Origin of the sequence: Caballeronia sp. M1242 (assembly GCF_017220215.1) — a bacterium.
Taxonomy (GTDB): Bacteria; Pseudomonadota; Gammaproteobacteria; order Burkholderiales; family Burkholderiaceae; genus Caballeronia.
Genome location: NZ_CP071130.1, coordinates 828,461 through 850,258, shown reverse-complemented (window position 1 = coordinate 850,258; position 21,798 = coordinate 828,461). Strand labels below are relative to the sequence as shown.

The following is a 21,798-nucleotide window of genomic DNA, read 5'->3' as shown; positions in this document are numbered from 1 at the left end:
AATGACAACATGAACAATGTCCTGAGTATCCAGTCGCACGTCGTGTTCGGGCATGCGGGCAACAGCGCGGCGGTCTTTCCCATGCGGCGGCTCGGCGTCAACGTCTGGCCGCTCAACACGGTGCAGTTTTCCAATCACACGCAATACGGCCGCTGGACCGGCGGCGTGGTGGATGCCGAGGAACTGCAAAGCGTGATCGAAGGCATCGGCGCGATCGGCGTGCTCGCGCGCTGCAACGCGGTGCTCTCCGGGTATCTCGGCGCGACGGAACAGGGCCGCGCCGTCGTCGAGATCGTGAAGATGGTGAAGGCGGTGAATCCGCGCGCGCTTTACTTCTGCGATCCGGTGATGGGCGTGGAAGGCGGCTGCACGGTCGCGCCCGGCATCGAAGATTTCCTCGTCACGACGATGCCCGAAGTCGCCGATGCGATCATGCCCAATCACAACGAGCTTCAGAAGCTCACGGGGCGGACCATCGAGACCGTCGAGGAAGCGGTCGATGCCTGCCGCGAAGTCATCGCGCGTGGGCCGCGCGTCGTCCTCGTGAAGCATCTGCTGGATCGCAACAGCCGCGCCGATACGTTCAACATGCTCGCCGTCAGTCCGCATGAAGCGTGGTTCGTTCAGCGACCGCTGTATCCGTTTGCGCGGCAGCCGGTCGGCGTGGGCGATCTCACGAGCGCGGTGTTCGTCGCGCGCACGCTGCTCGGCGATTCGCTGCGCAACGCGCTCGAACATACGCTCGCGGCCGTCAACGCCGTGGTGAAGGCCACCTACGAGGCGGGCCGCTACGAGCTGGAGATCGTGGCGTCGCAAGACGAGATCGCGAAACCGACCGACCGCTTTCCCGCCATTCGTGTGACCGGTAACGCGCCCGCCGCCGCCCGCTGAAGATCAGGCGGCAGCCGCTGCCGCCATCGCCCTGAAATTCTCGGGCGTGGCGAACGCCAGATACTCGGCCTGCATCTCGGGCGTGAGGAATTCGAGCATCGTGGCGTTCTCGATCCAGAACTCGATCACGTCGAAGAAATGGTCGCCGCGTGTGCAACGCACGGCACGCCAGCCTTCGCGCTCGCCGATCGCCAGCACGTCGGCGGCGCTGCGCTGCGTCGCGATAGCCATATGGAACGCGCTGTATTGCGGCCGCTCGACCGTGCCCGCGCCGTAACTCACGCTGGTTTCGTGTCCGCCGCCGGGCGTAATCACGCGATCGCTCGGATAAACCTCGATGATGCTGCCGCGCTCGTCGCCCGCAACGGCCATCCAGGCATCGGGAAATGGAGAGAAGGGCGCGGCAAAGCCGTCCCATAGTTCGGCGAGCACGTGCGCGACGTGCTTCGGGTCGCGGGCGGGAATGGACGCGTGAAAAATCATGTGAGCACTCCGATAGAGAGCGGCGCGGTTTGCGCGAGGCAATGCGCGTGGATGCTTTCACGCGGCGCCAGTGAGTGTCAATTGGCGTTAGCCGCGACATTGCGGATTAATACTTTGTTTTGTCTTCCCAAATCTTTTTGTCTCGTCATTTGAATGATTAATAGCTGCGCGATAACCACGCTCGTTCAAAAGCCCGACAAATTCACTTGCGGCAAATAGGCTTGAACGTTACGCTTCGTTTCACCAGCGATTTACCCGATTCGCAGGTAGACGTTTTTCTATTGCTCAGATTCCTTGAGCCACTACAAATAGCGCCCTTCAAGGCGTGATTCTGTGGCCAGTGCATGTGTCGGGCTTATTCGACCGCATGCAAAAGCCATATAGGCAAAACTTGCGCGCATGAGACCAGCGCCTCCGAGCGAAACACACGTTTCGCCCGGTCTCATGTCGCGCGCGACGTTTTGTTGATGCTCGATTCACGCAGAAGGCATGCATGCGCATGCCATCGCGGAGCGTTGTGCGCCTGAAAGCGCATGCCGCAACGAATTTATTTAACGATAGGCGGAGTTGAGACATGGAAGGAAAACATACTCGTTGGATTGGCGCGCTCGCTTCGGCAGCCGCGTTAGTTTTACTGGCCGGTTGCGGCGGCGGTGGCGGTGGAACCAGTTCGAACGGAACGGGCACGACCACGACGACAGGCAGCGGCTCGGGCGCAAGTACGCCGAGCGGTTCCACTACGGTGACGCCGACCCTCGCGGCAGCGACGCAAGTGGTCGACGGCACCGCGATCGGCGCGGCGCAATGGGCAAGCGGCTCGACCGCGAGCGGCGGCACGGGCCAGCAGGTGAGCAGCCTCAACTGCGCGGTCGCGGGCAATACGTACAGCTACTCGCATCTGTCCATCTATCAGAACGGCAAACAGCTGGCGCTGCCCGCGGGTATCGGCACTGTCGCGCCGAGCCTGGCGTTGCAGACGGGCTGCGTCTATCCGGTGCATACCGACGACAACACCGGCAAGATCCGCATGGACGAAACGAGCAATGCGTCGTACACGCTCGGCCAGTTCTTCGCCGTGTGGGGGCAGCCGCTTTCGTCGACCAACGTGGCGGGGCTCACCGGGACGGTCACCGCGTGGGTGAACACGGGCGGCGCGCTTCAGAAGTACACGGGCGATCTCGCCAGTCTCGTCCTGCCGCAGCACGGCGAAGTGACGCTTGCCATCGGCACGCCGCCCGCGCAGATCCCCACCTACACGTGGATCGATCCGCCCGCGTTCAACACTAACCCGGTCACGCTAGTGTATGGCGGCGTCGTCGGCGACACGGCTGCCTGGCCGGTGGGCGGCACGGCGACGGGCTCGACCATCGACGGCATCGTCTGCGGCGCGGGCATGGCGGAGACGTTCCACGTCCACGCGCACGTCGCGATCATCAAGGACGGTCAGTGGCTGCAATTCCCGAAGCAGGTCGGCATTCCGGGAAGCTGCAACTATGAGATGCACACGCATGACCAGACCGGCATCATCCATATCGAGACGCCGAACGTGAAGACCTATACGCTCGGGCAGTTCTTCGACATCTGGGGCCAGCCGCTGACGACGACGAACGTCGCGGGCGTCCAGGGCAACGTCGTCGTCTATATCAACGACAACGGCGACGTCCGGCGATACCTCGGCGATCCGCGCGACATCGTGCTGACCTCGCATCGCGATATCACTTTCCAGATCGGCTCGCCGGTCAGCTCCCTCCCCACGTACTCGTGGTATGAGCCGCAATAAGCGATGAGCGGTAAGCGGTAAGCGTCGCCGGAAACGGCGGCGAGACAGGCGGGCGGCGTTTGTTGAACGCCGCCCGTTTTCGTTGCGCTGGCCAAAAAAAAGCCGCCCGGGGTAGGCGGCGAGAGCGCGTCCGTTGCGAGACTGTCCCGAATGGGGGAACGGACGCGTGAGGAGACAACTGGATGCAGGTGAGTATCGCAAGGCCGGATGGCCGACTCAACCGGCATTTGGTAGCACTGAGTTTCGCGTTGGCGGGATTATGGCGATCCGCGCATTTCTATCGGTGTCCGTCGCCGAAGCTGATTGCGTTAGACGCGAATCAGCACTCGTTCGACGACATCAGACGCGGATAGCCGGGCTGCGCCGAATCGATCGTCGTGACGCAGGCGCCGGGTTGCACATCGAGCGTGCTGTCGATTTCCCGCTTCGCGCCGTCGCGGGTCTGTACGCCGTAGCGATACACCTTCGCGGTTTGCTCCGGCGTCTTGTCGAAGAGGCTCGTCAGATCGAAGTTGAGTCCCGCGCCCGCGCCGATACCGCTCCAGCCGCTTCCGCCCACGCCGCCGCCGCCGACGCTCACCGCCGGCCCCGACGACGACGCCGCGCCGGTCGCCACCGTGGTCAGATACTGCTTGTCCGCGATGCGCGCGTTGGCGAGCCGGGCGTCGGCGGGAAGCGCGCCGGATGCGCCCGGACCGCTTGCGCACGCCGCGAGCAGCGCGCATGCGACGACGGCGACGCCAGTCAGCGCCGGGCATTTGACGATGCGTTGATACAATTTCATTGGAGCCTTCATTGAGCTTCTGAAAACCCTCCGTTCGACGTCGAGCGTCTGTGCCGCAAGAGCCGCGAAGCATCGGACAAAAAAATGCCGCCCGAAAAGGGCGGCGAGCCGATGTATCGACGGCAGCCGGCATGCGCGGCTGAGGGAGGCGCGCGCGCCGCGGTATGGTGCAGCAGCGCCGTGCCTATTTGAACCAGACTCCTCCGATTCCGCCAGCCGCCGATTCAATCGCGCAACAGGAAGTCCACGATGGCGTCGCAGACGCGGCCGAACATCTGCGTGCCCGTGACGGTCGGACACCCGCGAGCTCGGGCGGCTTCGATAAACGGCGTGATGGGCGGCTTGGTGACGACATCGCCGACGAACGTGGTCGCGGGAAGGCGCGATACGTCGAAGGGCAGCGGATCGCCTGCCCGCATGCCGGCTGGCGACGCGTTCACGACGATGTCGTGTGTCGCCGCGTCGCCGTCATCGGCGATGCTCACTGCGCCGCGTCCCAGCGATGCGAGCCGCGAGACGAGCGCGCCGGTGCGCTTGGCATCGAAATCCCGAATGGCGAGCGACGCCACGCCGGCCTCGATCAGCGCGTGACCGATGGCCGAGCCCGCGCCGCCCGCGCCGATCAACAACGCGCGCTTGCCAGCCGGCTCGCAGCCTGCGTCCGCGAGCGCGGCGACCATGCCGACGCCGTCGGACATGCCGCCGTGCCACGCACCGTCGGCATTGCGTCGGAGCATGTTGGTCGCGCCCAGGAACGTCGACTCGTCGGTGAGCGTGCGGCAGTAACGCGCGGCGCTGAACTTGTGCGGCACCGTGATGATGATGCCGTCGACGTTCTGCATCGGCGTCACGCCGGCGAAGAAGGCGTCGAGATCGCCCGGCGCGACATGCGCGGGAACGACGATCGCGTCGCGGCCGGCCGCGCGCATCGCCGCCGTGACGCCGGAGGGCGAGCGCACCTGCGCGATCGGATCGCCGACGATGAAATACACGCGGGTCGCGCCGCTCAGGCCCGCATCGAGCGATGCGGAAAAGGATGTGTCGTGCGCCATGCGTCGGGTCTCTCCGTTGGACGCGCGGGGAAGCGCGTGCGTCGATGTGAAAAATGCGTGGATGGCGAACTGTAGTGGAGATTGAAAAGGGCTTCAATGAAGTCCATCGTGAGAAGCAACTAACGGTCGAACCGCTGCGCCTCCGCTTAGTTAAAAGAGGAATACACACGCAGAAAACCGCGTCTGCAAAAGCAGGCAGGCGGCCGAGCCGCTGACGCCCTCTGCGCAGTGCGCGACGATGACGACACGCGCGAACGCAGAGCAGCACACGACCTCTATCCGCTAACCCTGCACTATCCTTTGCAGATCAAGCCCCTTCCGAGGCCGATCATGTCAGTCGCGACCGCCATCGCTCCCGCGCGTGAAGTCCACGACTTGCCGTCGCCGCGCGGTCTGCCGCTCATCGGCAATCTGCATCAGCTGCCGCCCGCGACGCATCATCTGACGCTCGAACGCTGGGCCGCCGAGCTCGGCACGCCGTACGTGTTCCGGCTCGGCCGCACGCCGGTCACGGTGTGGTCGGACATCGAACTGAGCCATGCCGTGATGCGCGAGCGGCCACATCGCTACCGGCGTTACGAGCCGATCGAAGCCGTGTTGAAGGAGTTTGGCTGCAACGGGCTCTTTTCGGTGGAAGGCGCGGCGTGGCTGCCGCAACGCCGCCTCGTCATGCAGGCGCTCTCCATTCCGCACATCAAGGCGTTCTATCCGACGCTCGCGGCCATCACCGACCGGCTGCGGCGGCGCTGGGAAGCGGCGGCGCGCTCGGGCAGGGTCGTCGACATGATTTCGGACCTGAAGCGCTTCACCGTCGATGCGACGAGCGCGCTCGCCTTCGGCGAAGATCCGAACACGCTGGAACGGGAAGGCGACCTCATCCAGCAGCACCTCGCGCTTCTTCTGCCGATGCTGATGGCGCGCGTGAATGCGCCCTTCGCGTACTGGCGCTATCTGAAGATGCCGCGCGACCGCCGCTTTGAACACGCGATGGCCGAAGTGCATCGCTATATTCGCGCGCTCATGGCCCGTGCGCGCGAACGCATGCAGCCACAGGAGGAGCCACGCAATCTGCTCGAAGCGATGCTCGCCCTGCGCGACGCGCCCGGCGCCGACATCACCGACGACGATGTCGCCGCCAACGTGATGACGCTACTGGTGGCGGGCGAAGACACGACGGCGACGTCGATTGCCTGGGCGCTGCTGTTTCTCGGCACCGACGATGCGCTTCAGGCGCGCGTGGCCACCGATGCTCGCCACGCGCTCGGCGACGCGCCCGTGTGCCCGACGTATGACGCCATGCGCGAACTCGATTCGTGCGAAGCCGTCTGCACCGAGGCGGGCCGCCTGCATCCGGTCGCGCCGTATTTGTCGTTCGAGCCGCTGGAAGACGTGCAGTTGTCCGGCGTGCGCTTACCGGCGGGCACGAAGATGTTCATGCTGAATCGCCCCGCCATGCTCGATGCGCGCCATTTCGCCGACGCCGCGCGCTACGACCCGCAGCGTTGGCTGCGCGATCGTCGGCGAGATGGGGACTCGGACGCGCCGACGCATGAACCCCGCGCGTGGATGCAATTTGGCGCCGGACCGCGCGTGTGTCCGGGGCGGCATCTCGCGTCGGTGGAAATGCGGCTCGTCGTGTCGATGCTGACGGCGAACTTCGTCGCGCGGCTCGCGACCGATCCGGCGAACATCCACGAAGTCTGCGCCTTCACGATGGTGCCGAGCGAAATGCCGATGCGGCTTCAATTGCGCGATAGATCCGTCGCGTCTCACTGAGCATTTGGCGCGGCAGGCACGCCGCCTCCGGTGGCCATCCACAGCACTTCGGCGTCCTCTTCGCTCGTGGAGATCGCCGCGTGCCCGGTGCGGCTGTCGAAGTAGATGCTGTCGCCGGCGTTCAGATGCGTCGGCGCGTAGAGTTCCGAGTACAGGCAGACGCTGCCGCTGATCACATACAGAAACTCCTCGCCTTCGTGGCGGCCCCAATCGTCGAAGGCGTCGAGCGTGTGCGCGGAGATGCGGATGCGAAACGGCAGCATCGCCTTGTGCGCGAGTTCGGTGGCGAGCAGTTCCATCTGATAGCCGCGATACGCGTGGCGCTGGCCCTGATCGCGGCGCGTGAGCGCGCGCCGTCCGCTCGCGCTCGACGCGCTCGTGTTGCCGAAGAGTTCGCCCAGATCGATGCGCAAGCCGCGCACGATTTTTTGAAGCACATCGAAAGTGGGCGACATCAGCCCGTTCTCGATCTTCGAGAGCGCCGAGCGCGACACGCCGCACAAGCGGCTCGCCGTGTCGAGCGTCATGTCCTGCGCCACGCGCGCCTGTCTGACGCGGCGGCCGAGATCGGCGGCGGACTGCTCGGGCAACTGGCGAGTGGGAAGGTTCGTCATCACGATGCGAGGAAATTTTGTTTCCGATAATAGCATTGAGCTGAGCTTCCGAGGCCCCGCTTGCCAGCCGCCTCGCCCCGTGAGAACCCGTATATTGGCGACGTTGTAGCGCGGCGCATCCGCGCGTATAGTCTCTCGCAACCGCGCGAAGTTTCTGATCAGAAACACGTCGGCGCACCGTTCAACGCAGCAGCACGAGAGGATTCCACCGTGGACGCTCAATCGATTCTTTCCGACCTCGGCATTGCAGGGCTCGTCGAGGACGGCGACCTCGCCGTCACGTCGCCGATCACGGGGCAGGTCATCGGGCGCGTGAAGCGCCATACCGCCGCCGAGGTCGACGCCACGCTCGCTCAGGCGCGCACCGCGTTCGCTCACTGGCGCAACGTGCCCGCGCCGCGGCGGGGCGAACTCGTGCGGCTGCTCGGCAATCGCTTGCGCGAGAAGAAGACCGCGCTCGGGCGGCTCGTCTCGCTGGAAGCAGGCAAGATCCTGCAGGAAGGACTCGGCGAAGTGCAGGAGATGATCGACATCTGCGACTTCGCCGTCGGCCTATCGCGGCAGCTTTACGGTCTGACGATCGCATCGGAAAGACCGGGGCATCGCATGGCGGAGACGTGGCATCCGTTCGGCGTCTGCACCATCATTTCCGCGTTCAATTTTCCGGTCGCGGTCTGGTCGTGGAACGCGGCGCTCGCGCTCGTGTGCGGCAATGCGGTCGTCTGGAAGCCGTCGGAGAAAACGCCGCTGACCGCGCTCGCCGTGGATCGCATCTTTCGCGAAGCGCTCGACGAGTTCGGCAGCGCGCCACCGGGACTCGCGGCAGTGGTGATCGGCGACCGCGACATCGGCACGCAGCTCGTCGCGGACAAGCGCTCGGATATCGTCAGTGCGACGGGCAGCACGGAAATGGGCCGCGCGGTGGGCGTTGAGGTCGCGCGCCGCTTCGGCCGCTCGATTCTCGAACTCGGTGGCAATAACGCGGGCATCGTTTCAGAGACGGCCAATCGCGATCTAGCGCTGCGCGGCATCCTCTTTTCGGCGGTCGGCACGGCGGGCCAGCGGTGCACGTCGCTGCGGCGTCTCTTCGTCCACGACAGCATCTACGATGAAACCGTCGCGCGTCTCAAGGACTTGTACGCGAAAGTGCCCATCGGCAATCCGTTGAACGACGGCGTGTTGATGGGGCCGCTCATCGACGTGCAGTCGTTCGCGCGCATGCAGGACGCGCTGGAACAGGCGAAGGGCGAGGGCGGCAAGGTCTTCGGCGGCGAGCGCGTGACGGTCGAAGGCTGCGAGAACGGCTACTACGTGCGCCCCGCGCTCGTCGAGATGCCCGCGCAAACCGAAGTTGTCCTAAATGAAACGTTCGCGCCGATTCTCTATGTGATGCGCTACCGCGCTTTCGACGAAGCCATCGCGCTGAACAACGCGGCCGTGCATGGCTTGTCGTCGTGCGCGTTCACCACGGACCTGCGCGAAGCCGAGCGATTCCTGTCCGCGTCGGGCAGCGACTGCGGCATCGCGAACGTGAACATCGGGCCGAGCGGCGCGGAAATCGGCGGCGCGTTCGGCGGCGAAAAGGAAACGGGCGGCGGACGCGAATCGGGCTCGGACGCGTGGAAGGCCTACATGCGCCGCGCGACCAACACGATCAACTACTCGTCCGAATTGCCGCTCGCGCAGGGCATCGACTTCAATCTCGGCTGAAGCGTTCAGCGCAAACGACTGCGACGGGGGCGGCGTGGCTCAACAGGTAGTGATCGTCGGTGGCGGCGTGATCGGGAGTTCGGTCGCGTATTTCTTGCGGGCATCGGACCCGGGCGTGCAGGTCACGGTGATCGAGCGCGATCCGACTTACGCGCGCTCGTCGTCTGCGTTGTCGGCGGCATCGATCCGCCAGCAGTTCTCGACGCCGCTCTCCGTGCGCATGTCGCTGTTCGGCATCGAGTTCCTGCGCGACATCGGCGAGCGGCTCGAAGTGAACGGCGAGCGGCCGTCCATCGACTTGCACGAAGGCGGTTATCTCTTTCTCGCGACGCCGCGCGGCGAAGACACGTTGCGCGAGAATCATGCGATGCAACGCGCGCTCGGCGCCGACATCACGCTGCTCGATCCCGCCGCGTTGCGGGCGCGCTTTCCGTGGCTCAATACGGACGACTTGGCGGCGGGCGCATTCGGCGAGCGTGGCGAAGGCTGGTTCGATGGCTACGGCCTCGTGCAGGCGTTGCGACGCAAGGCGCAGTCGCTCGGCGCGCGTTACGTGACGGCAGACGTGACCGGCATCGAACGTGAAGGGCGGCGCGTGACGCGCGTGCGCGCATCGAACGGCGAAGCATATTCGTGCGATATGGTCGTGAATGCGGCCGGCGCGTGGTCGCGTGCCATTGCGGCGATGCTCGGCATCGACCTTCCGGTACACGCGCGGCGACGCAGCATCTTCAATGTGTCGTCACCGGCGAAGCTCGACGCGTGTCCGCTCCTGATCGACCCGACCGGCGTCTATTTCCGCCCGGAAGGGCGCACGTATATTTGCGGGACGTCGCCATCGGCGGATAACGACCCCGACGACCTTCCGCTCGACGAAGTGGACCACGCCCTTTTCGACGACGTGGTCTGGCCGACGCTCGCGCATCGCGTGCCGCAGTTCGAGGCGTTGCGGGTCGAGCGCTGCTGGTCCGGCTATTACGAATACAACGTGCTGGATCAGAACGCGATAATCGGCTTTCATCCGGCCATCGACAATTGCATCTTTGCAAGCGGCTTTAGCGGACACGGCCTGCAGCACGGCCCGGCAACCGGGCGCGGCGTCAGCGAACTGATTCTGAATGGCCGCTATACGACACTCGATCTAGCGCCGCTCGGTTGGGCGCGTGTCATGGAAGGCCGGCCGATTGTGGAGAAAAACGTCGTTTAGGGAATGTTGTTTCGTACGTCGCGAATACGCTTTATGCGGGCACTTTTTAAATGATCGACACCGTCTTTCCTCGCGTCTATCGATGAAATCCACTAGGGCCACTTGGCCCGAGGAAGCGCATGCTGAATATGTCTCGATTATTCGAGTGTAAACAGGAGGCAAAGATGGATGCTCGATCCAATACGCAACACGCGCATTTTGCAGAATGGATGGACGATCAGCAGGCCCCGGGCGACTCGACTGCAACGGCTTCCCACCGCTCTAGCCAGGTGTGCGCCGAACCGGAATATGTTGCCGACGTATGCGGCCGTTTCGCGGGAGAAAAAACAGAAGAGGAACAAAAGTCCTGCGTGGTTCGCGGATATAACTAAGCGTTTTGCACTGCGATTCGTTGCGCGGCAATTCGGCATTCGAGAATGGGCGCGCAGCGAATATCGATAGCCAAAGGCAATTCGCGCCGAACGGCGGATCTGCGTATCGTAAGAGACGCGCAGTCGTCGCGGTCGGTTCGCCACATTCCATCGTTACAAAGCATTGCGCCGACGCAAGAAGAAAACAGTGCGTCGCTCGAATCCGTTTTCTTTCTGAACGCCTACGCTGGCGTATGCAGAAAGTGCCTGCCTATATATCTCACCGCGCCTTTTTTTTTGCGCGTCTCGTTCGCGTCGCTGGAGCGCCGTATGATGCACGTCGATGAACACGCGGCAGTCGAGCCACGATTGCCGCCTTCCCTGTCCACTGTTTCGTCGGAAATCGACGACCGTGCGCACCGCATCGACTCGCCTGTGCGCGGACGCTCGTTCATCGACGCGCGCAACGACGCGGACGGCCTGCGGCGGGCACTCGCGGCCTCGACGTGCGTGATGGTCGCGTGGTCGCTCTTCGAAGTGCCGTGGGAAATCGATGCGGACAGCCGCGGTCAACAGATCGCCGCCGTGCTGACGGCCAAGGCGCTCCTGATGCTGATCGCGGGGCTTGCGCTGCGCGGGCGGCGCTTCGCGCGCTATCTGCTGTTGTTCGTGTGCGTCACGAGCGTGCTCGCCATCGCGCCTGAACTGCCCGGCGAGTTCGGGCATGCGCCGTGGCTCGCCATTCTTTCGACCGTCGAATGCCTGACGAAGCTCGCCACGCTGACGCTCATCGCGCTTCATCTGAAACCTCGTCTGCGCTGAACCTGCGTCGTCCTTGCCGGGGCCGGCGCGCGCAGGCGCGGCCCTGCGATGGCACAATCCTCCCAAGCTCAAAAGTCGACGCGACGAAGAAGCTCTGACGCAGGGAGGCGCACAGTTGGCGAATCTGGATCTCGACAATCCTTTCCTCGAAGCACTCGGCGCGACACTCACCGCGTGGCGCGACGGCTACGCGGAATTCACGATGCCGATACATGCAGGCCATCTCAACCGCCAGCGCATCTTGCAGGGCGGAGCAATCGCCACGCTGCTGGATGCCGCCTGCGGCTACACCGGTCTCTTCACGACGGCATCTGCTCCCATTCACGGCTTCACGCTCTCGCTCACGGTGAATTACCTCGATCGCGGCATCGGCGATAAGGTCGTGGCCAAAGGCTTTCTCGAACGCAAGGGACGCTCCGTGTACTTTGCGCGCGGCGAGGCGTGGGTCGACGATCGCGTGATGATCGCGAGCGCGCAGGGAACCTTCAAGTACGCGCGCTGAAGGGTCATGGCGCTCAAGAACCTGCTGCGGCGTCTCGACCTCACGACACTTCAACTCTTCGTCGCGGTCTTCGAGGAAGGCACGCTCACCCGTGCGGCGGATCGCGAGGCCATCGCGGTGTCGGCGGCCAGCAAGCGGCTGCTGGAACTGGAGCAGGCCGTCGGCGCCGCGCTCTTCGAACGCAAGGCGCGCGGCATGGCGCTGACGCCCGCCGGCGAGACGCTGCTGCATCACGCCCGCCGCGTGCTGCGCGATGTCGAGAACATTGGCATCGAACTGGCCGAGCATGCGAGCGGCGTGCGCGGCTACGTGCGCATGATGGCGAACCTCTCGGCCATCGTGGAGTTCTTGCCGGAAGACCTGCGGGCCTTCTCCGCCGCGCACGGCCAGATCAAGATCGATCTCGAAGAGCGGCCGAGCGCCGGCATCGTGGATGGCGTGCTGGACAGCCTCGTGGATCTCGGCATCTGTTCGGGCGAAGCCGATACGCGCGGCCTCGAAAGCACGCATTATCGACATGATCGGCTGATTATCGTCACGCCCGGCGATCATCCGCTTGCCATGCGCGAATGCGTGTCCTTCGCCGATACGCTCGACTTCGATCACATCGGCCTGCATTCGGCCAGTTCCATCAACGCGCGCACGCACCTCGCCGCGCGACAGGCGGGCAAGCCGCTGCGGCTGCGCATTCACGTGCCCGGCTTCGATGCCGTGTGCCGCATGGTGCAGGCCGGCATGGGCGTAGGCGTGTTGCCGCTCGCAGTGTTCGAGGCGATGGGGCGGCAGCTCGGACTCGCGGCCGTTCCGCTGGACGAAGCGTGGGCCGCGCGCAGTCTCATCATCGTCGTGCGCGATTCGACGGCGCTGTCCCCGGTAAGCCGGCTGCTATACGACCATCTTCGTTCGATAGAAGCCGCGCAGCGCTGATCGCCGATCGCTGATCGCTGATCGCCGAGCGTTCGCGTTTGACGAACGGTGCTTGCCGAAATGCGGTTGGACGTGGCGCGTGCGCCGCCCATAAGCTTGTCTTCAACGATACATTCACGGAGACAAGCAACATGAGCGGACCGCTTACGGGCATTCGCGTCATCGAGATCGGCACGCTGATTGCCGCACCGTTTGCCGCGCGCATGCTGGCCGAGTTCGGCGCGGAAGTCATCAAAATCGAGGCGCCCAATGGCGGGGATCCGCTTCGCAAATGGCGAAAACTCCACGAGGGCACGTCGCTCTGGTGGTATCTCCAGTCGCGCAACAAGAAGTCCGTTTGCGTGAATCTCAAGTCGCCCGACGGGGCGGACGTCATCAAGCGTCTGGCCGCCGATGCGGACATCGTCATCGAAAACATGCGGCCCGGCGCGCTAGAAAAACTCGGGCTCGGCTGGGACGTTTTGCATGCAATAAACCCGAAACTCACGATGGTTCGCATCTCCGGCTATGGACAGACAGGTCCATACCGCGATCGTCCGGGCTTCGGCGCGATCGGCGAGGCGATGGGTGGCATTCGGTATACAACCGGCGACGCGGACGGCACACCGGCGCGCGTCGGCATCAGCCTGGGCGATTCGCTCGCGTCGCTTCATGGCGTGATCGGCGCGTTGATGTCCCTGCTGCGTGTGAAGACGGGGCAGGGCGACGGGCAGGTCGTCGATGTATCGCTCGTCGAAAGCGTGTTCAACCTGATGGAAAGCCTGGTTCCCGAGTACGACTTGCTCGGGCACGTGCGCGAGCGTAGCGGCGGTGCGTTGCCGGGTATCGCGCCGTCGAACACGTACCGCACGGAAGACGGCGGCTTCGTGGTGATCGCGGGCAACAGCGATCCCATCTACAAGCGCCTGATGCAGGTCATCGGCCGCCCGGATCTCGCCGACGATCCCGCGCTCGCTCATAACGATGGCCGCGTGCGCCACAGCGCGATGCTCGATGAAGCGATCGGCGCGTGGACATCGCATCGCGCGATGAACGACGTGCTGGCCGCGCTCGAAGACGCGGACGTGCCGTCCGGCCGTATCTATTCGGTCGCTGACATCATCGGCGACGCGCATTATCAGGCGCGCGACATGCTATTGCAGGCCAGCTTGCCGGGCGGCGTATCGGTGAAGATGCCAGGCATTGTGCCCAAGCTCTCCGACTCGCCGGGCGAAGTGCGCTGGCAGGGCCCGGCTCTCGGCGAGCACACGGAAAGCGTGCTCGCTTCCCTCGGCTTCGACGAAAGCGACGTGCAACGCCTGCGCGCCGAAGGAGCCATCCAATGACGCGCGATTACAGCGAACAGTTGATCGTGCAGGAAGTCGCGCCGCGCGACGGCTTGCAAATCGAGGCGAAATGGGTCGAGACCGCAGACAAGATCGCGCTGATCGACGGGCTCTCGGCGTGCGGCTTCACGCGCATCGAGGCGGGCTCTTTCGTCTCGCCCAAGGCGATTCCCGCGCTGCGCGATGGCGATGCGGTCTTCCACGGCATCCGACGCGCGCCAGGCGTGGTGTACGTCGCGCTGGTGCCGAACGTGAAGGGCGCGCAGCGCGCGGTCGCGGCAGGAGCCGATGAACTGAACCTCGTGATGTCGGCAAGCCAGACGCACAATCGCGCGAACATGCGCATGAGTTGCCAAGCATCGCTCGATGGCTTCGCGGAGATAGTTAGGACAACGAATATACGTCTGAATGGCACGGTGGCCACGTCTTTCGGCTGTCCTTTCGAGGGCAACATCGATGAAGACCGCGTCGTGTCCATTGTCCGCAGCTATCGCGAGATGGGCATCGAGGGAATCACGCTGGCGGATACGACGGGAATGGCGAATCCTCGTCAGGTCGAGCGCGTCGTATTACGAGTGCTCGAACATGTTCCGGCTGCCGCGTTGACGCTGCACTTCCATAACACGCGCGGTCTGGGACTCGCCAACGTGCTGGCCGCATACGACGCCGGCGCGCGACGCTTCGATGCCGCGTTAGGCGGGCTAGGCGGTTGCCCATTCGCGCCCGGCGCATCCGGCAACATCTGCACCGAAGACCTCGTGAACATGTGCGACGAGATGGGCATTCCGACGGGCATCGATCTGGAGAGACTGATCGCGCTGTCCCGCACGCTGCCTGCGCTCGTCGGCCATGAGGTGCCGGGGCAGGTGGCGAAGGCCGGGCGCAATAGCGACCTGCATCCCGTGCCCGATTGAGTACCCCATCACAGCGAGCCATTTGAAGCAGCCGGTCCGATAACAATTCCGATCACGGACGGACAAACAAGGAGACAATCATGAGCGACCTAAGCGTATCCGCCGCGGACAAGCCGCAGGCATTGCAGAACACGAGCGACATCGTTCGGAAAGTGGCATGGCGGCTCATGCCGCTCATCATGCTGTGTTATCTGTTCGCGTTCTTCGACCGTATCAACATCAGCTTCGCTAAGTTCCAACTGCAAAGCACGCTCGGCTTTTCCGACACCGCCTACGGTCTCGGTGCAAGCCTCTTCGTGATTGGTTACGTCTTATTCGAGGTGCCGAGCAATTTGTTGCTGTACAAGGTCGGGGCGAGGCGCTGGATCGCGCGCATCATGATCTCGTGGGGAATCGCGACCGCGCTCATGGTCTTCGTGCAGACCGAATGGCAGTTTTATGCCCTGCGCTTCGTCATCGGCGCAATGGAAGCCGGCTTCGCGCCCGGCGTGCTCTACTACCTGACGTTATGGTTTCCGGCCAGCTATCGCGGGCGGATCACGTCCTTGCTGTTTCTCGCATCCGCGTTCTCGGGGCTCGTCGGCGCGCCATTGTCGGGCCTCGTGCTCGGGCATATGAACGGCGTGCTCGGCATCGCGGGATGGCATTGGCTCTTCCTGCTCGGCGGCTTGCCTTGCGTGCTGCTGGGCGTGCTCGTGCTCAAGGTGCTGAAGGACCGCATCGACGATGCCGCGTGGCTCACCAGCGCGGAGAAGAGCACGCTCAAGAGCCAGATCGCGACGCAAAGTCAGGCGACGACGACGGGGCATTCGCTCTTCGGCGCGATCCGGACACCCGGCTTTCTAATGCTCGGCCTCATCTACTTTCTGATCCAGATCGCGTCGTACGGCCTCAATTTCTGGGCGCCGCATCTGATTCGCGCGGCGGGTACGCATAATCCGACGATCATCGGCTTGTTGACGGCGGTTCCGTATATCTGCGGAGCGGTGTGCATGGTCGTCGTGGGGCGCATGTCCGACACATCCGGCGAGCGCCGCAAGTTCGTCTGCGCGCTGCTCCTGATGGCTGCGGCGGGTTTCTTCGCGGCAGGCGCATTCGACAAGCAGACGACGTTCTTGATCGTCGCGCTCGGCGTGATGGGCGCGGGCGTCATCGCTTCGATCCCCGCCTTCTGGGCATTGCCGCCGAAGCTGCTGACGGGCGCCGGCGCGGCGGGCGGCATCGCGCTCATCAACACACTTGGGCAGCTGGGCGGAATCGTGAGCCCGGTGATGGTCGGTCGTATTCGCGATGTCACCGGCAGCACGACGCCCGCGCTGTATGCAATCGGCGCAATGAGCGTCGTCTGCGCGTTGTTGTTGCTGTTCGGCTTGCCGGAGGCGTTGCGGCAGCGAGACCATGCTGCAAGTGCGCGTTAAGGCTTAAGCGGTACGGCGAGCGCCCGGCGAGCATCGCTGCCGCCGGGCGTTTTGCATCGTGCATGCTGCATGCACGATGCACCGTGCAGCATGCAATCAGCACAGAGTCAGCCGGCAAGCAAGCGCCGGCAATGACGCGCGATCTGCGTTTCCTCATCGGTAGGCACGACGCGATGCGGCGCATTCAGGAACGCCAGTCCTTCGAGTATCTGCGCGCGAATCGCCTCGCTGTGCTCGCCAATGCCGCCGCTGAACACGATCAGGTCGAGCCCGCCGAGCACGGCCGCATACGCGCCGATGGTCTTTCGGATCGCGTCACAGAACACGTCGATCGCGAGCGCCGCGTCTGCATCGCCCTTATCGCGGCGGGCGAGGAGGGTCTGCATGTCGTCGTCGGAATTCGACAGCGCCTTGAGGCCGCTCGAACGATTGACGAGCGCTTCCAACGCGTCGGCGTCGAGCGATTCGTTGCGCAGCAGATGAATCATCACGCCCGGGTCGATATCGCCGCTGCGCGTCGCCATCGGGATGCCGCCTGTCGGCGTCATGCCCATCGACGTATCGACGGAACGGCCGTTTTTCAGCGCGCAAAGACTCGCGCCGGACCCCAGATGAGCGATCACGACGCGCGAGGGCACCGCGTCGCCCAGCGTGCTCACGATGTACTCATAGGACAGCCCGTGAAATCCATAACGCACGACGCCGCGTTCCGCATAGTCACGCGGTAACGCGAAGCGCGTCGCACGTTCCGGCATCGTGCGATGGAACACCGTATCGAAGCATGCAAAATGCGGCATGCCGGAAAAGATGCGCTGCGCTTCGTCGATCAGCGCAAGCGACTGCGGCAGATGCAGCGGCGCGAACGCAACCGCTTCGCTGAGGCGCTGCTTGACTTCCGGCGTCAGTTCGCAATGCGCGCGCACACGCGGGCCGCCGTGCACGACGCGATGCCCCACCGCCGCAAGCGGCTCGTGCAAGTGCTCGCGAAGGGCATCGGCGACGCGCTGCAATGCGTCGTGTTGCGACTCCATCAGATGATCCTGCGAGATATCGATGCTGCCATCCGCCGAGCGCATGGAAAGCGATCCATTCTCGCGCCCGATGCCTTTCGCGCTGCCCGTGAGCCATGCCTGTTCGTCGTTACCGCGTGGCACGAACACGCCGAACTTCAGCGACGACGAACCGCTATTCAACACCACGATGCCCTGTGTCATCGCATCAACCCTTCCACGTCCATTCGCGGATCTCGTCCCGATCGATGCCTTCCTCGTGCGCATAGCGAATGCTCTCAATGATCTGATTCTTGAGCATTTCCTTCGTATGCGCCGCCGTGCTCGAAAGACCCGGCACGCGGTCGATCACATCGATAGCGAGGCTGTAGCGATCGACGCCGTTAATGATGGCGAGTTCGAACGGCGTATTGATGTTGCCGCGTTCGCGGTACCCGTGCACGTGCATGTTGTCGTGATTCGTGCGGTTGTACGTGAGCTTGTGCACGAGCGACGCATACGAATGGAAGTTGAAGATCACGGGCTTGTCGCGCGTAAAAAGCGAATCGAAATCGCGATTCGACAAGCCGTGCGGATGATCGGTGTCGGGCATCAGTCTGAACAGATCCACCACATTGACGAAGCGGATCTTCAGGTCAGGGCATTGCGTCTTGAGAATCTCGACGGCGGCAAGCGCTTCCATGGTCGCGATATCGCCTGCCGATGCAATGACCACATCCGGTTCGTGATTCTGATCGGTCGATGCCCAGTTCCATATGCCGATGCCTTTCGCGCAATGCACCATCGCGTCCTGCATGTTGAGGTACTGCAAGTGCGGTTGCTTGTCCGCGACGATCACGTTCACATAGTCGTGCGAGCGCAGGCAATGATCCGCCACGCTCAGGAGGCAGTTCGCATCCGGCGGCAGATAGATACGCACGACCTCCGGGCTCTTGTTGGTGACGACGTCGAGAAAGCCCGGGTCTTGATGCGTGAAGCCGTTATGGTCCTGACGCCAGACAAGCGACGTGATGAGCAGATTGATGGACGGCACAGGCGCGCGCCACGAGAGCTCCTTCTTCGCTTTTTCCAGCCATTTCGCGTGCTGATTGAACATCGAATCGATAACATGCACGAACGCTTCGTACGTCGCGAAGAGGCCGTGACGCCCCGTCAATACGTAGCCTTCGAACCAGCCTTCGAGCGTGTGCTCGGAAAGCATCTCCATCACGCGGCCATCTGTTGCGAGCGCGCTGCCGTCGGCGTCTTCGGGCTTTATTTGCGCGAGCCAGCGTTTGCCCGATGCTTCATACACGCCGTCGAGCTTGTTGCTTGCCGTTTCGTCCGGGCCGAAAAGACGGAAACTCTGCATGTTGCGACGAATCACATCGCGCAGAAAGGTTGCGAGGACCATCGTCGGCGAATGATAGACGCTCGCCGCGCTCTCGACTTTGAAGGCGTAATCGCGGATATCCGGCATATCGAGCGCTTGGCGCAGCAAGCCGCCGTTTGCGTGCGGATTTGCGCTGATACGCCGGCCGCCCACGGGAGCCAGTTCACGCAGGCTTTCGACGAGGCGTCCGTCTTCATCGAAGAGTTCTTCCGGCTTGTAGCTTCGCATCCAGTCTTCGAGTACAGCAAGACTCTTGTAGTTCGTCGCCGGATCCAGCACGGGCACCTGATGCGAACGCCAGAAGCCTTCGACCTTGTGACCATTCACTTCCTTCGGACCTGTCCAGCCTTTCGGCGAGCGCAGCACGATCATCGGCCAGCGGGGACGCGTCACATCGGCAGGGTTCTCGCGAGCGCGCTGCTGTATCGCGCGAATGTCGCCGATGCAGCGTTCCAGCGTCGCGGCCATCAACTGATGCATCGTCTCAGGCTCATCGCCTTCGACGAAATACGGCGCGTAGCCATAGCCCGTGAACAATGCTTCGAGTTCGTCGTGCGGTATGCGCGCGAGGATGGTCGGATTGGCGATCTTATAGCCGTTCAAATGAAGGATCGGCAACACCGCGCCATCGGTCGCGGGATTGAGAAACTTGTTCGAATGCCACGAGGTCGCGAGCGGGCCGGTCTCCGCTTCGCCATCGCCTACCATCGTCGCAACGATTAGGTCGGGATTGTCGAAGGCCGCGCCGAAAGAATGCGACAGGCTGTAGCCGAGTTCGCCGCCTTCGTGAATGGAACCCGGCGTTTCCGGCGTGCAATGCGAGCCGATGCCGCCCGGCGACGAGAACGCGCGAAAGAGCCGCAACATGCCGCGCTCGTCAGGGCTTCGGTCCGGATAGATCTCCGAGTAATGTCCTTCGAGATACGAGTTCGCGAGCGTCGCGGGCGCGCCGTGGCCGGGTCCGGAGACGAACATGACGTTGAGATCGTCGCGCTTGATGAGGCGGTTCAGATGCACCCACACGAACGACTGCCCAGGGTCGGAGCCCCAATGGCCGAGCAGACGTCGCTTGATATGTTCGGGCTTGAGCGGCTCGCGCAGCAACGGATTGGCGCGCAGGTAGATCATGCCGACCGAGAGGTAATTGCAGGCGCGCCAATAGGCGTCGATATTACGCAGCACGTCGGGAGCGAGAGGGGTGTGCGTCGCGGTCTTGCCTTGGACGTCGTTCAATTGCTTCTCCTTGCGGTGAAAGTTCGGGTCGAGCGTCGGCTTGCGGCTTGATGCGAGTGATTCGGCTAGGTCGGAGTCGTGTGATGGATCGCAGTGAATTTCAGGGGCGTATCGAGCGCGCGCCCCTGAGAAGCGAGAAGAATATGGAAGCGTCGCGCAACATCATACTTGTGTTCTCGCGACGAAGTTTTGACAAAGCTCAGGCGCGGCTCATTACACGGCGGACTGCGCGAGATCGTAATCCATCAGCAAGGCTTTATTGTCTTCCCATACGCCGATGTAATGCACCATGAAGCTGTCGGGACGCCGGTAGATCCACGGCGTGTTCCACTCGATGAAGGACGCGATGCGCGTCGCGTCGAAGTCCGCATGCCGTTCGTATTCGCGAATGAAGAAGTACTGATCGCCCTTATTCGCATAGACACTCGATTTGTCGTCGAGTTGCGAGCACTCGTGCAGAATGTGATGGAACGCGTCGTAGTTGGCTTGCGTGCGGCGAAAGCCCATGATGCCGGAGTTGAACGTCCAGGTGCCGACATCGCGGGCGAATAGCGCATCCTGTCCCTGCATGATGGATTCCAGCGTGCGATTCATGTCGTTGAAGAGCACGTCGGCATCGACCCAGAAGACCCATTCGTGATGCGGCAGATATTCGCGCAAGAGAGCGGGCTTGAGCCAGTTGCCCGCTGTCTTGCTGTCGTTCAGATGCGCCGGGATCTCGCGGTGAACATACAGCGTATAGCCATGGCGCGCGCAATAGCGCCTGAAATTGGCCTCTGCAATGCGCCCGTAGCGAGCGACATTCGGCGTATAGAGCGTGACCACGGCGATGGGCTGGCCGGGCTGATAAACGCTTTGTGCGCACGTTTGGTCCGTGTCTGCGCCGAAGAAGGACAGGAACGGCGAGCCCCGCGCCGTGCATGCGTTGATATGCGCGAACAGCGCCGTGCGAAACCGCCGATGCTGCGGCTCTTCGCGGATGCATACGGAGAAAGCGGGCCACTTCGCCCACACGCTTTCGAGCGCGACCGCAGCGGGCAGGGACGCATGAACCCCGCCGATGATGGTGGGAAAAGGAAGCGCATCGAAATCACACAGCAGCATGCCTTCTTTCGCGGGAAGCTCGACGCTGAACCGGCAATGCGTCACCAGCTTATACAGCTTACGGCGAACGTCTTCGGTGTTGCGCCAAACCTGAATATCGGTCTGCGGATGCGGCGAGTCCTCGCAGGTAAGAAGCCAGTCGCGGCCTTCGAGTAACTCGGGCAAGGGCATGGCGCCGATGATCGCGGCGTTCTGCGTCAACAGCATGATGATTGCGCCGGGTTCGGCTTTGTTGAGCCATTGCAGCAGCGTTTCATACTTGAACATCCACAGCACATGCGCGCTGCTGCTGGACAGTTCGGACAGGTCGATCTCCACATGCCGGTAACCGTGCGTGCGAGCATACCGGCGATGATTGGCGAGCGCGCCGGGCGCGTGGTCGAAAAGCAGGGTGATGACGATCATGAATGCGGTATGCAAATGGCAGAAGCGGCGGAAGGCGCGCCGGGACGGCCGTAGGATGGCCGCAATCAACGCCCGGTCGATTGGGATCTGTCCGAAAACGGCATGCAGAATGCAAAACG

General features: G+C 63.3%; 19 protein-coding genes. 12 read left to right on the top strand and 7 right to left on the bottom strand.

Annotated features, from left to right (window positions below; translation table 11 throughout):
• Positions 1-9 precede the first annotated feature (9 nt).
• Positions 10-891, top strand: a complete 882-nt coding sequence (gene pdxY, locus JYK05_RS17395) for a pyridoxal kinase PdxY (RefSeq protein ID WP_206468457.1) — start codon at positions 10-12, stop codon at positions 889-891.
• Positions 892-894: 3 nt separating this feature from the next.
• On the opposite strand, the gene JYK05_RS17390 is transcribed toward pdxY, so the two are convergent.
• On the bottom strand, positions 895-1,374 hold the full coding sequence (locus JYK05_RS17390) for a hypothetical protein (protein ID WP_206468455.1): 480 nt from the start codon (positions 1,372-1,374) through the stop codon (positions 895-897).
• Between the two features lie 574 nt (positions 1,375-1,948).
• On the opposite strand from JYK05_RS17390, the gene JYK05_RS17385 reads away from it, so the two are divergent.
• Complete coding sequence (locus tag JYK05_RS17385) at positions 1,949-3,154, top strand: hypothetical protein (protein WP_175941857.1); 1,206 nt, start codon at positions 1,949-1,951, stop codon at positions 3,152-3,154.
• 319 nt (positions 3,155-3,473) lie between these two features.
• On the opposite strand, the gene JYK05_RS17380 is transcribed toward JYK05_RS17385, so the two are convergent.
• Both JYK05_RS17380 and JYK05_RS17375 read right to left on the bottom strand, forming a co-directional pair.
• Entirely contained in the window at positions 3,474-3,938 is a 465-nt protein-coding gene (locus tag JYK05_RS17380) for a hypothetical protein (protein ID WP_206468452.1), read from the bottom strand.
• 224 nt (positions 3,939-4,162) lie between these two features.
• The gene (locus JYK05_RS17375) at positions 4,163-4,990 is read right to left on the bottom strand and encodes a shikimate dehydrogenase (protein ID WP_206468449.1); all 828 of its coding nucleotides are present in this window, start codon (positions 4,988-4,990) and stop codon (positions 4,163-4,165) included.
• Positions 4,991-5,320: 330 nt separating this feature from the next.
• On the opposite strand from JYK05_RS17375, the gene JYK05_RS17370 reads away from it, so the two are divergent.
• Complete coding sequence (locus tag JYK05_RS17370) at positions 5,321-6,766, top strand: cytochrome P450 (RefSeq protein WP_206468446.1); 1,446 nt, start codon at positions 5,321-5,323, stop codon at positions 6,764-6,766.
• Here JYK05_RS17370 and JYK05_RS17365 read toward each other — a convergent pair.
• On the bottom strand, positions 6,760-7,380 hold the full coding sequence (locus JYK05_RS17365; protein ID WP_206468442.1) for a helix-turn-helix domain-containing protein: 621 nt from the start codon (positions 7,378-7,380) through the stop codon (positions 6,760-6,762). The two genes, JYK05_RS17370 and JYK05_RS17365, sit on opposite strands and share 7 nt — an antisense overlap.
• Positions 7,381-7,590: 210 nt before the next feature.
• Here JYK05_RS17365 and JYK05_RS17360 point away from each other — a divergent pair, with 210 nt between their 5' ends.
• The 9 genes from JYK05_RS17360 (at position 7,591) to JYK05_RS17320 (ending at position 16,555) form a co-directional block, all read left to right on the top strand.
• Positions 7,591-9,090: an aldehyde dehydrogenase family protein gene (locus tag JYK05_RS17360; protein WP_206468439.1), complete on the top strand. Its 1,500-nt coding sequence runs from the start codon at positions 7,591-7,593 to the stop codon at positions 9,088-9,090.
• Positions 9,091-9,124: 34 nt separating this feature from the next.
• Entirely contained in the window at positions 9,125-10,297 is a 1,173-nt protein-coding gene (locus JYK05_RS17355) for an FAD-binding oxidoreductase (protein WP_206468437.1), read from the top strand.
• A gap of 164 nt (positions 10,298-10,461) precedes the next feature.
• A complete protein-coding gene (locus tag JYK05_RS17350) occupies positions 10,462-10,668 on the top strand; it encodes a hypothetical protein (RefSeq protein ID WP_175940671.1) in 207 nt (68 codons plus the stop codon).
• A gap of 309 nt (positions 10,669-10,977) precedes the next feature.
• Positions 10,978-11,469, top strand: a complete 492-nt coding sequence (locus tag JYK05_RS17345) for a hypothetical protein (RefSeq protein ID WP_206468434.1) — start codon at positions 10,978-10,980, stop codon at positions 11,467-11,469.
• 115 nt (positions 11,470-11,584) lie between these two features.
• Positions 11,585-11,971 carry a PaaI family thioesterase gene (locus JYK05_RS17340; protein ID WP_206468431.1) on the top strand — a complete coding sequence of 129 codons (387 nt, stop codon included), beginning with the start codon at positions 11,585-11,587 and terminating at the stop codon, positions 11,969-11,971.
• A 6-nt stretch (positions 11,972-11,977) separates the two neighbouring features.
• Entirely contained in the window at positions 11,978-12,898 is a 921-nt protein-coding gene (locus tag JYK05_RS17335) for a LysR family transcriptional regulator (RefSeq protein ID WP_206468428.1), read from the top strand.
• 131 nt (positions 12,899-13,029) lie between these two features.
• Positions 13,030-14,223, top strand: a complete 1,194-nt coding sequence (locus JYK05_RS17330) for a CaiB/BaiF CoA-transferase family protein (RefSeq protein WP_206468426.1) — start codon at positions 13,030-13,032, stop codon at positions 14,221-14,223.
• Complete coding sequence (locus JYK05_RS17325; RefSeq protein WP_206468423.1) at positions 14,220-15,137, top strand: hydroxymethylglutaryl-CoA lyase; 918 nt, start codon at positions 14,220-14,222, stop codon at positions 15,135-15,137. The genes JYK05_RS17330 and JYK05_RS17325 overlap by 4 nt, the downstream gene beginning before the upstream one ends.
• Before the next feature lie 80 nt (positions 15,138-15,217).
• Positions 15,218-16,555 carry an MFS transporter gene (locus tag JYK05_RS17320; RefSeq protein WP_206468420.1) on the top strand — a complete coding sequence of 446 codons (1,338 nt, stop codon included), beginning with the start codon at positions 15,218-15,220 and terminating at the stop codon, positions 16,553-16,555.
• 107 nt (positions 16,556-16,662) lie between these two features.
• Here the strand turns inward: JYK05_RS17320 and JYK05_RS17315 are convergent, their stop codons facing one another.
• The 3 genes from JYK05_RS17315 to JYK05_RS17305 form a co-directional block, all read right to left on the bottom strand.
• Positions 16,663-17,769 (bottom strand): acetate/propionate family kinase, encoded by a 1,107-nt coding sequence (locus tag JYK05_RS17315; RefSeq protein WP_206468417.1) that lies wholly within the window; start codon positions 17,767-17,769, stop codon positions 16,663-16,665.
• A 4-nt stretch (positions 17,770-17,773) separates the two neighbouring features.
• Complete coding sequence (locus tag JYK05_RS17310; RefSeq protein ID WP_206468415.1) at positions 17,774-20,170, bottom strand: phosphoketolase; 2,397 nt, start codon at positions 20,168-20,170, stop codon at positions 17,774-17,776.
• A gap of 213 nt (positions 20,171-20,383) precedes the next feature.
• Positions 20,384-21,679, bottom strand: coding sequence for a hypothetical protein (locus JYK05_RS17305; protein WP_206468412.1), 1,296 nt, complete (start codon positions 21,677-21,679; stop codon positions 20,384-20,386).
• Positions 21,680-21,798 lie beyond the last annotated feature (119 nt).

Coding starts and splice junctions, on each gene's coding strand:
- JYK05_RS17330 (WP_206468426.1), top strand. CDS start 13,030: ATGAGCGGACCGCTTACGGGCATTCGCGTCATCGAGATCGGCACGCTG.
- JYK05_RS17385 (WP_175941857.1), top strand. CDS start 1,949: ATGGAAGGAAAACATACTCGTTGGATTGGCGCGCTCGCTTCGGCAGCC.
- JYK05_RS17345 (WP_206468434.1), top strand. CDS start 10,978: ATGATGCACGTCGATGAACACGCGGCAGTCGAGCCACGATTGCCGCCT.
- JYK05_RS17380 (WP_206468452.1), bottom strand. CDS start 3,938: ATGAAATTGTATCAACGCATCGTCAAATGCCCGGCGCTGACTGGCGTC.
- JYK05_RS17305 (WP_206468412.1), bottom strand. CDS start 21,679: ATGATCGTCATCACCCTGCTTTTCGACCACGCGCCCGGCGCGCTCGCC.
- JYK05_RS17335 (WP_206468428.1), top strand. CDS start 11,978: ATGGCGCTCAAGAACCTGCTGCGGCGTCTCGACCTCACGACACTTCAA.
- JYK05_RS17375 (WP_206468449.1), bottom strand. CDS start 4,990: ATGGCGCACGACACATCCTTTTCCGCATCGCTCGATGCGGGCCTGAGC.
- JYK05_RS17390 (WP_206468455.1), bottom strand. CDS start 1,374: ATGATTTTTCACGCGTCCATTCCCGCCCGCGACCCGAAGCACGTCGCG.
- JYK05_RS17315 (WP_206468417.1), bottom strand. CDS start 17,769: ATGACACAGGGCATCGTGGTGTTGAATAGCGGTTCGTCGTCGCTGAAG.
- pdxY (WP_206468457.1), top strand. CDS start 10: ATGAACAATGTCCTGAGTATCCAGTCGCACGTCGTGTTCGGGCATGCG.
- JYK05_RS17325 (WP_206468423.1), top strand. CDS start 14,220: ATGACGCGCGATTACAGCGAACAGTTGATCGTGCAGGAAGTCGCGCCG.
- JYK05_RS17370 (WP_206468446.1), top strand. CDS start 5,321: ATGTCAGTCGCGACCGCCATCGCTCCCGCGCGTGAAGTCCACGACTTG.
- JYK05_RS17350 (WP_175940671.1), top strand. CDS start 10,462: ATGGATGCTCGATCCAATACGCAACACGCGCATTTTGCAGAATGGATG.
- JYK05_RS17365 (WP_206468442.1), bottom strand. CDS start 7,380: ATGACGAACCTTCCCACTCGCCAGTTGCCCGAGCAGTCCGCCGCCGAT.
- JYK05_RS17320 (WP_206468420.1), top strand. CDS start 15,218: ATGAGCGACCTAAGCGTATCCGCCGCGGACAAGCCGCAGGCATTGCAG.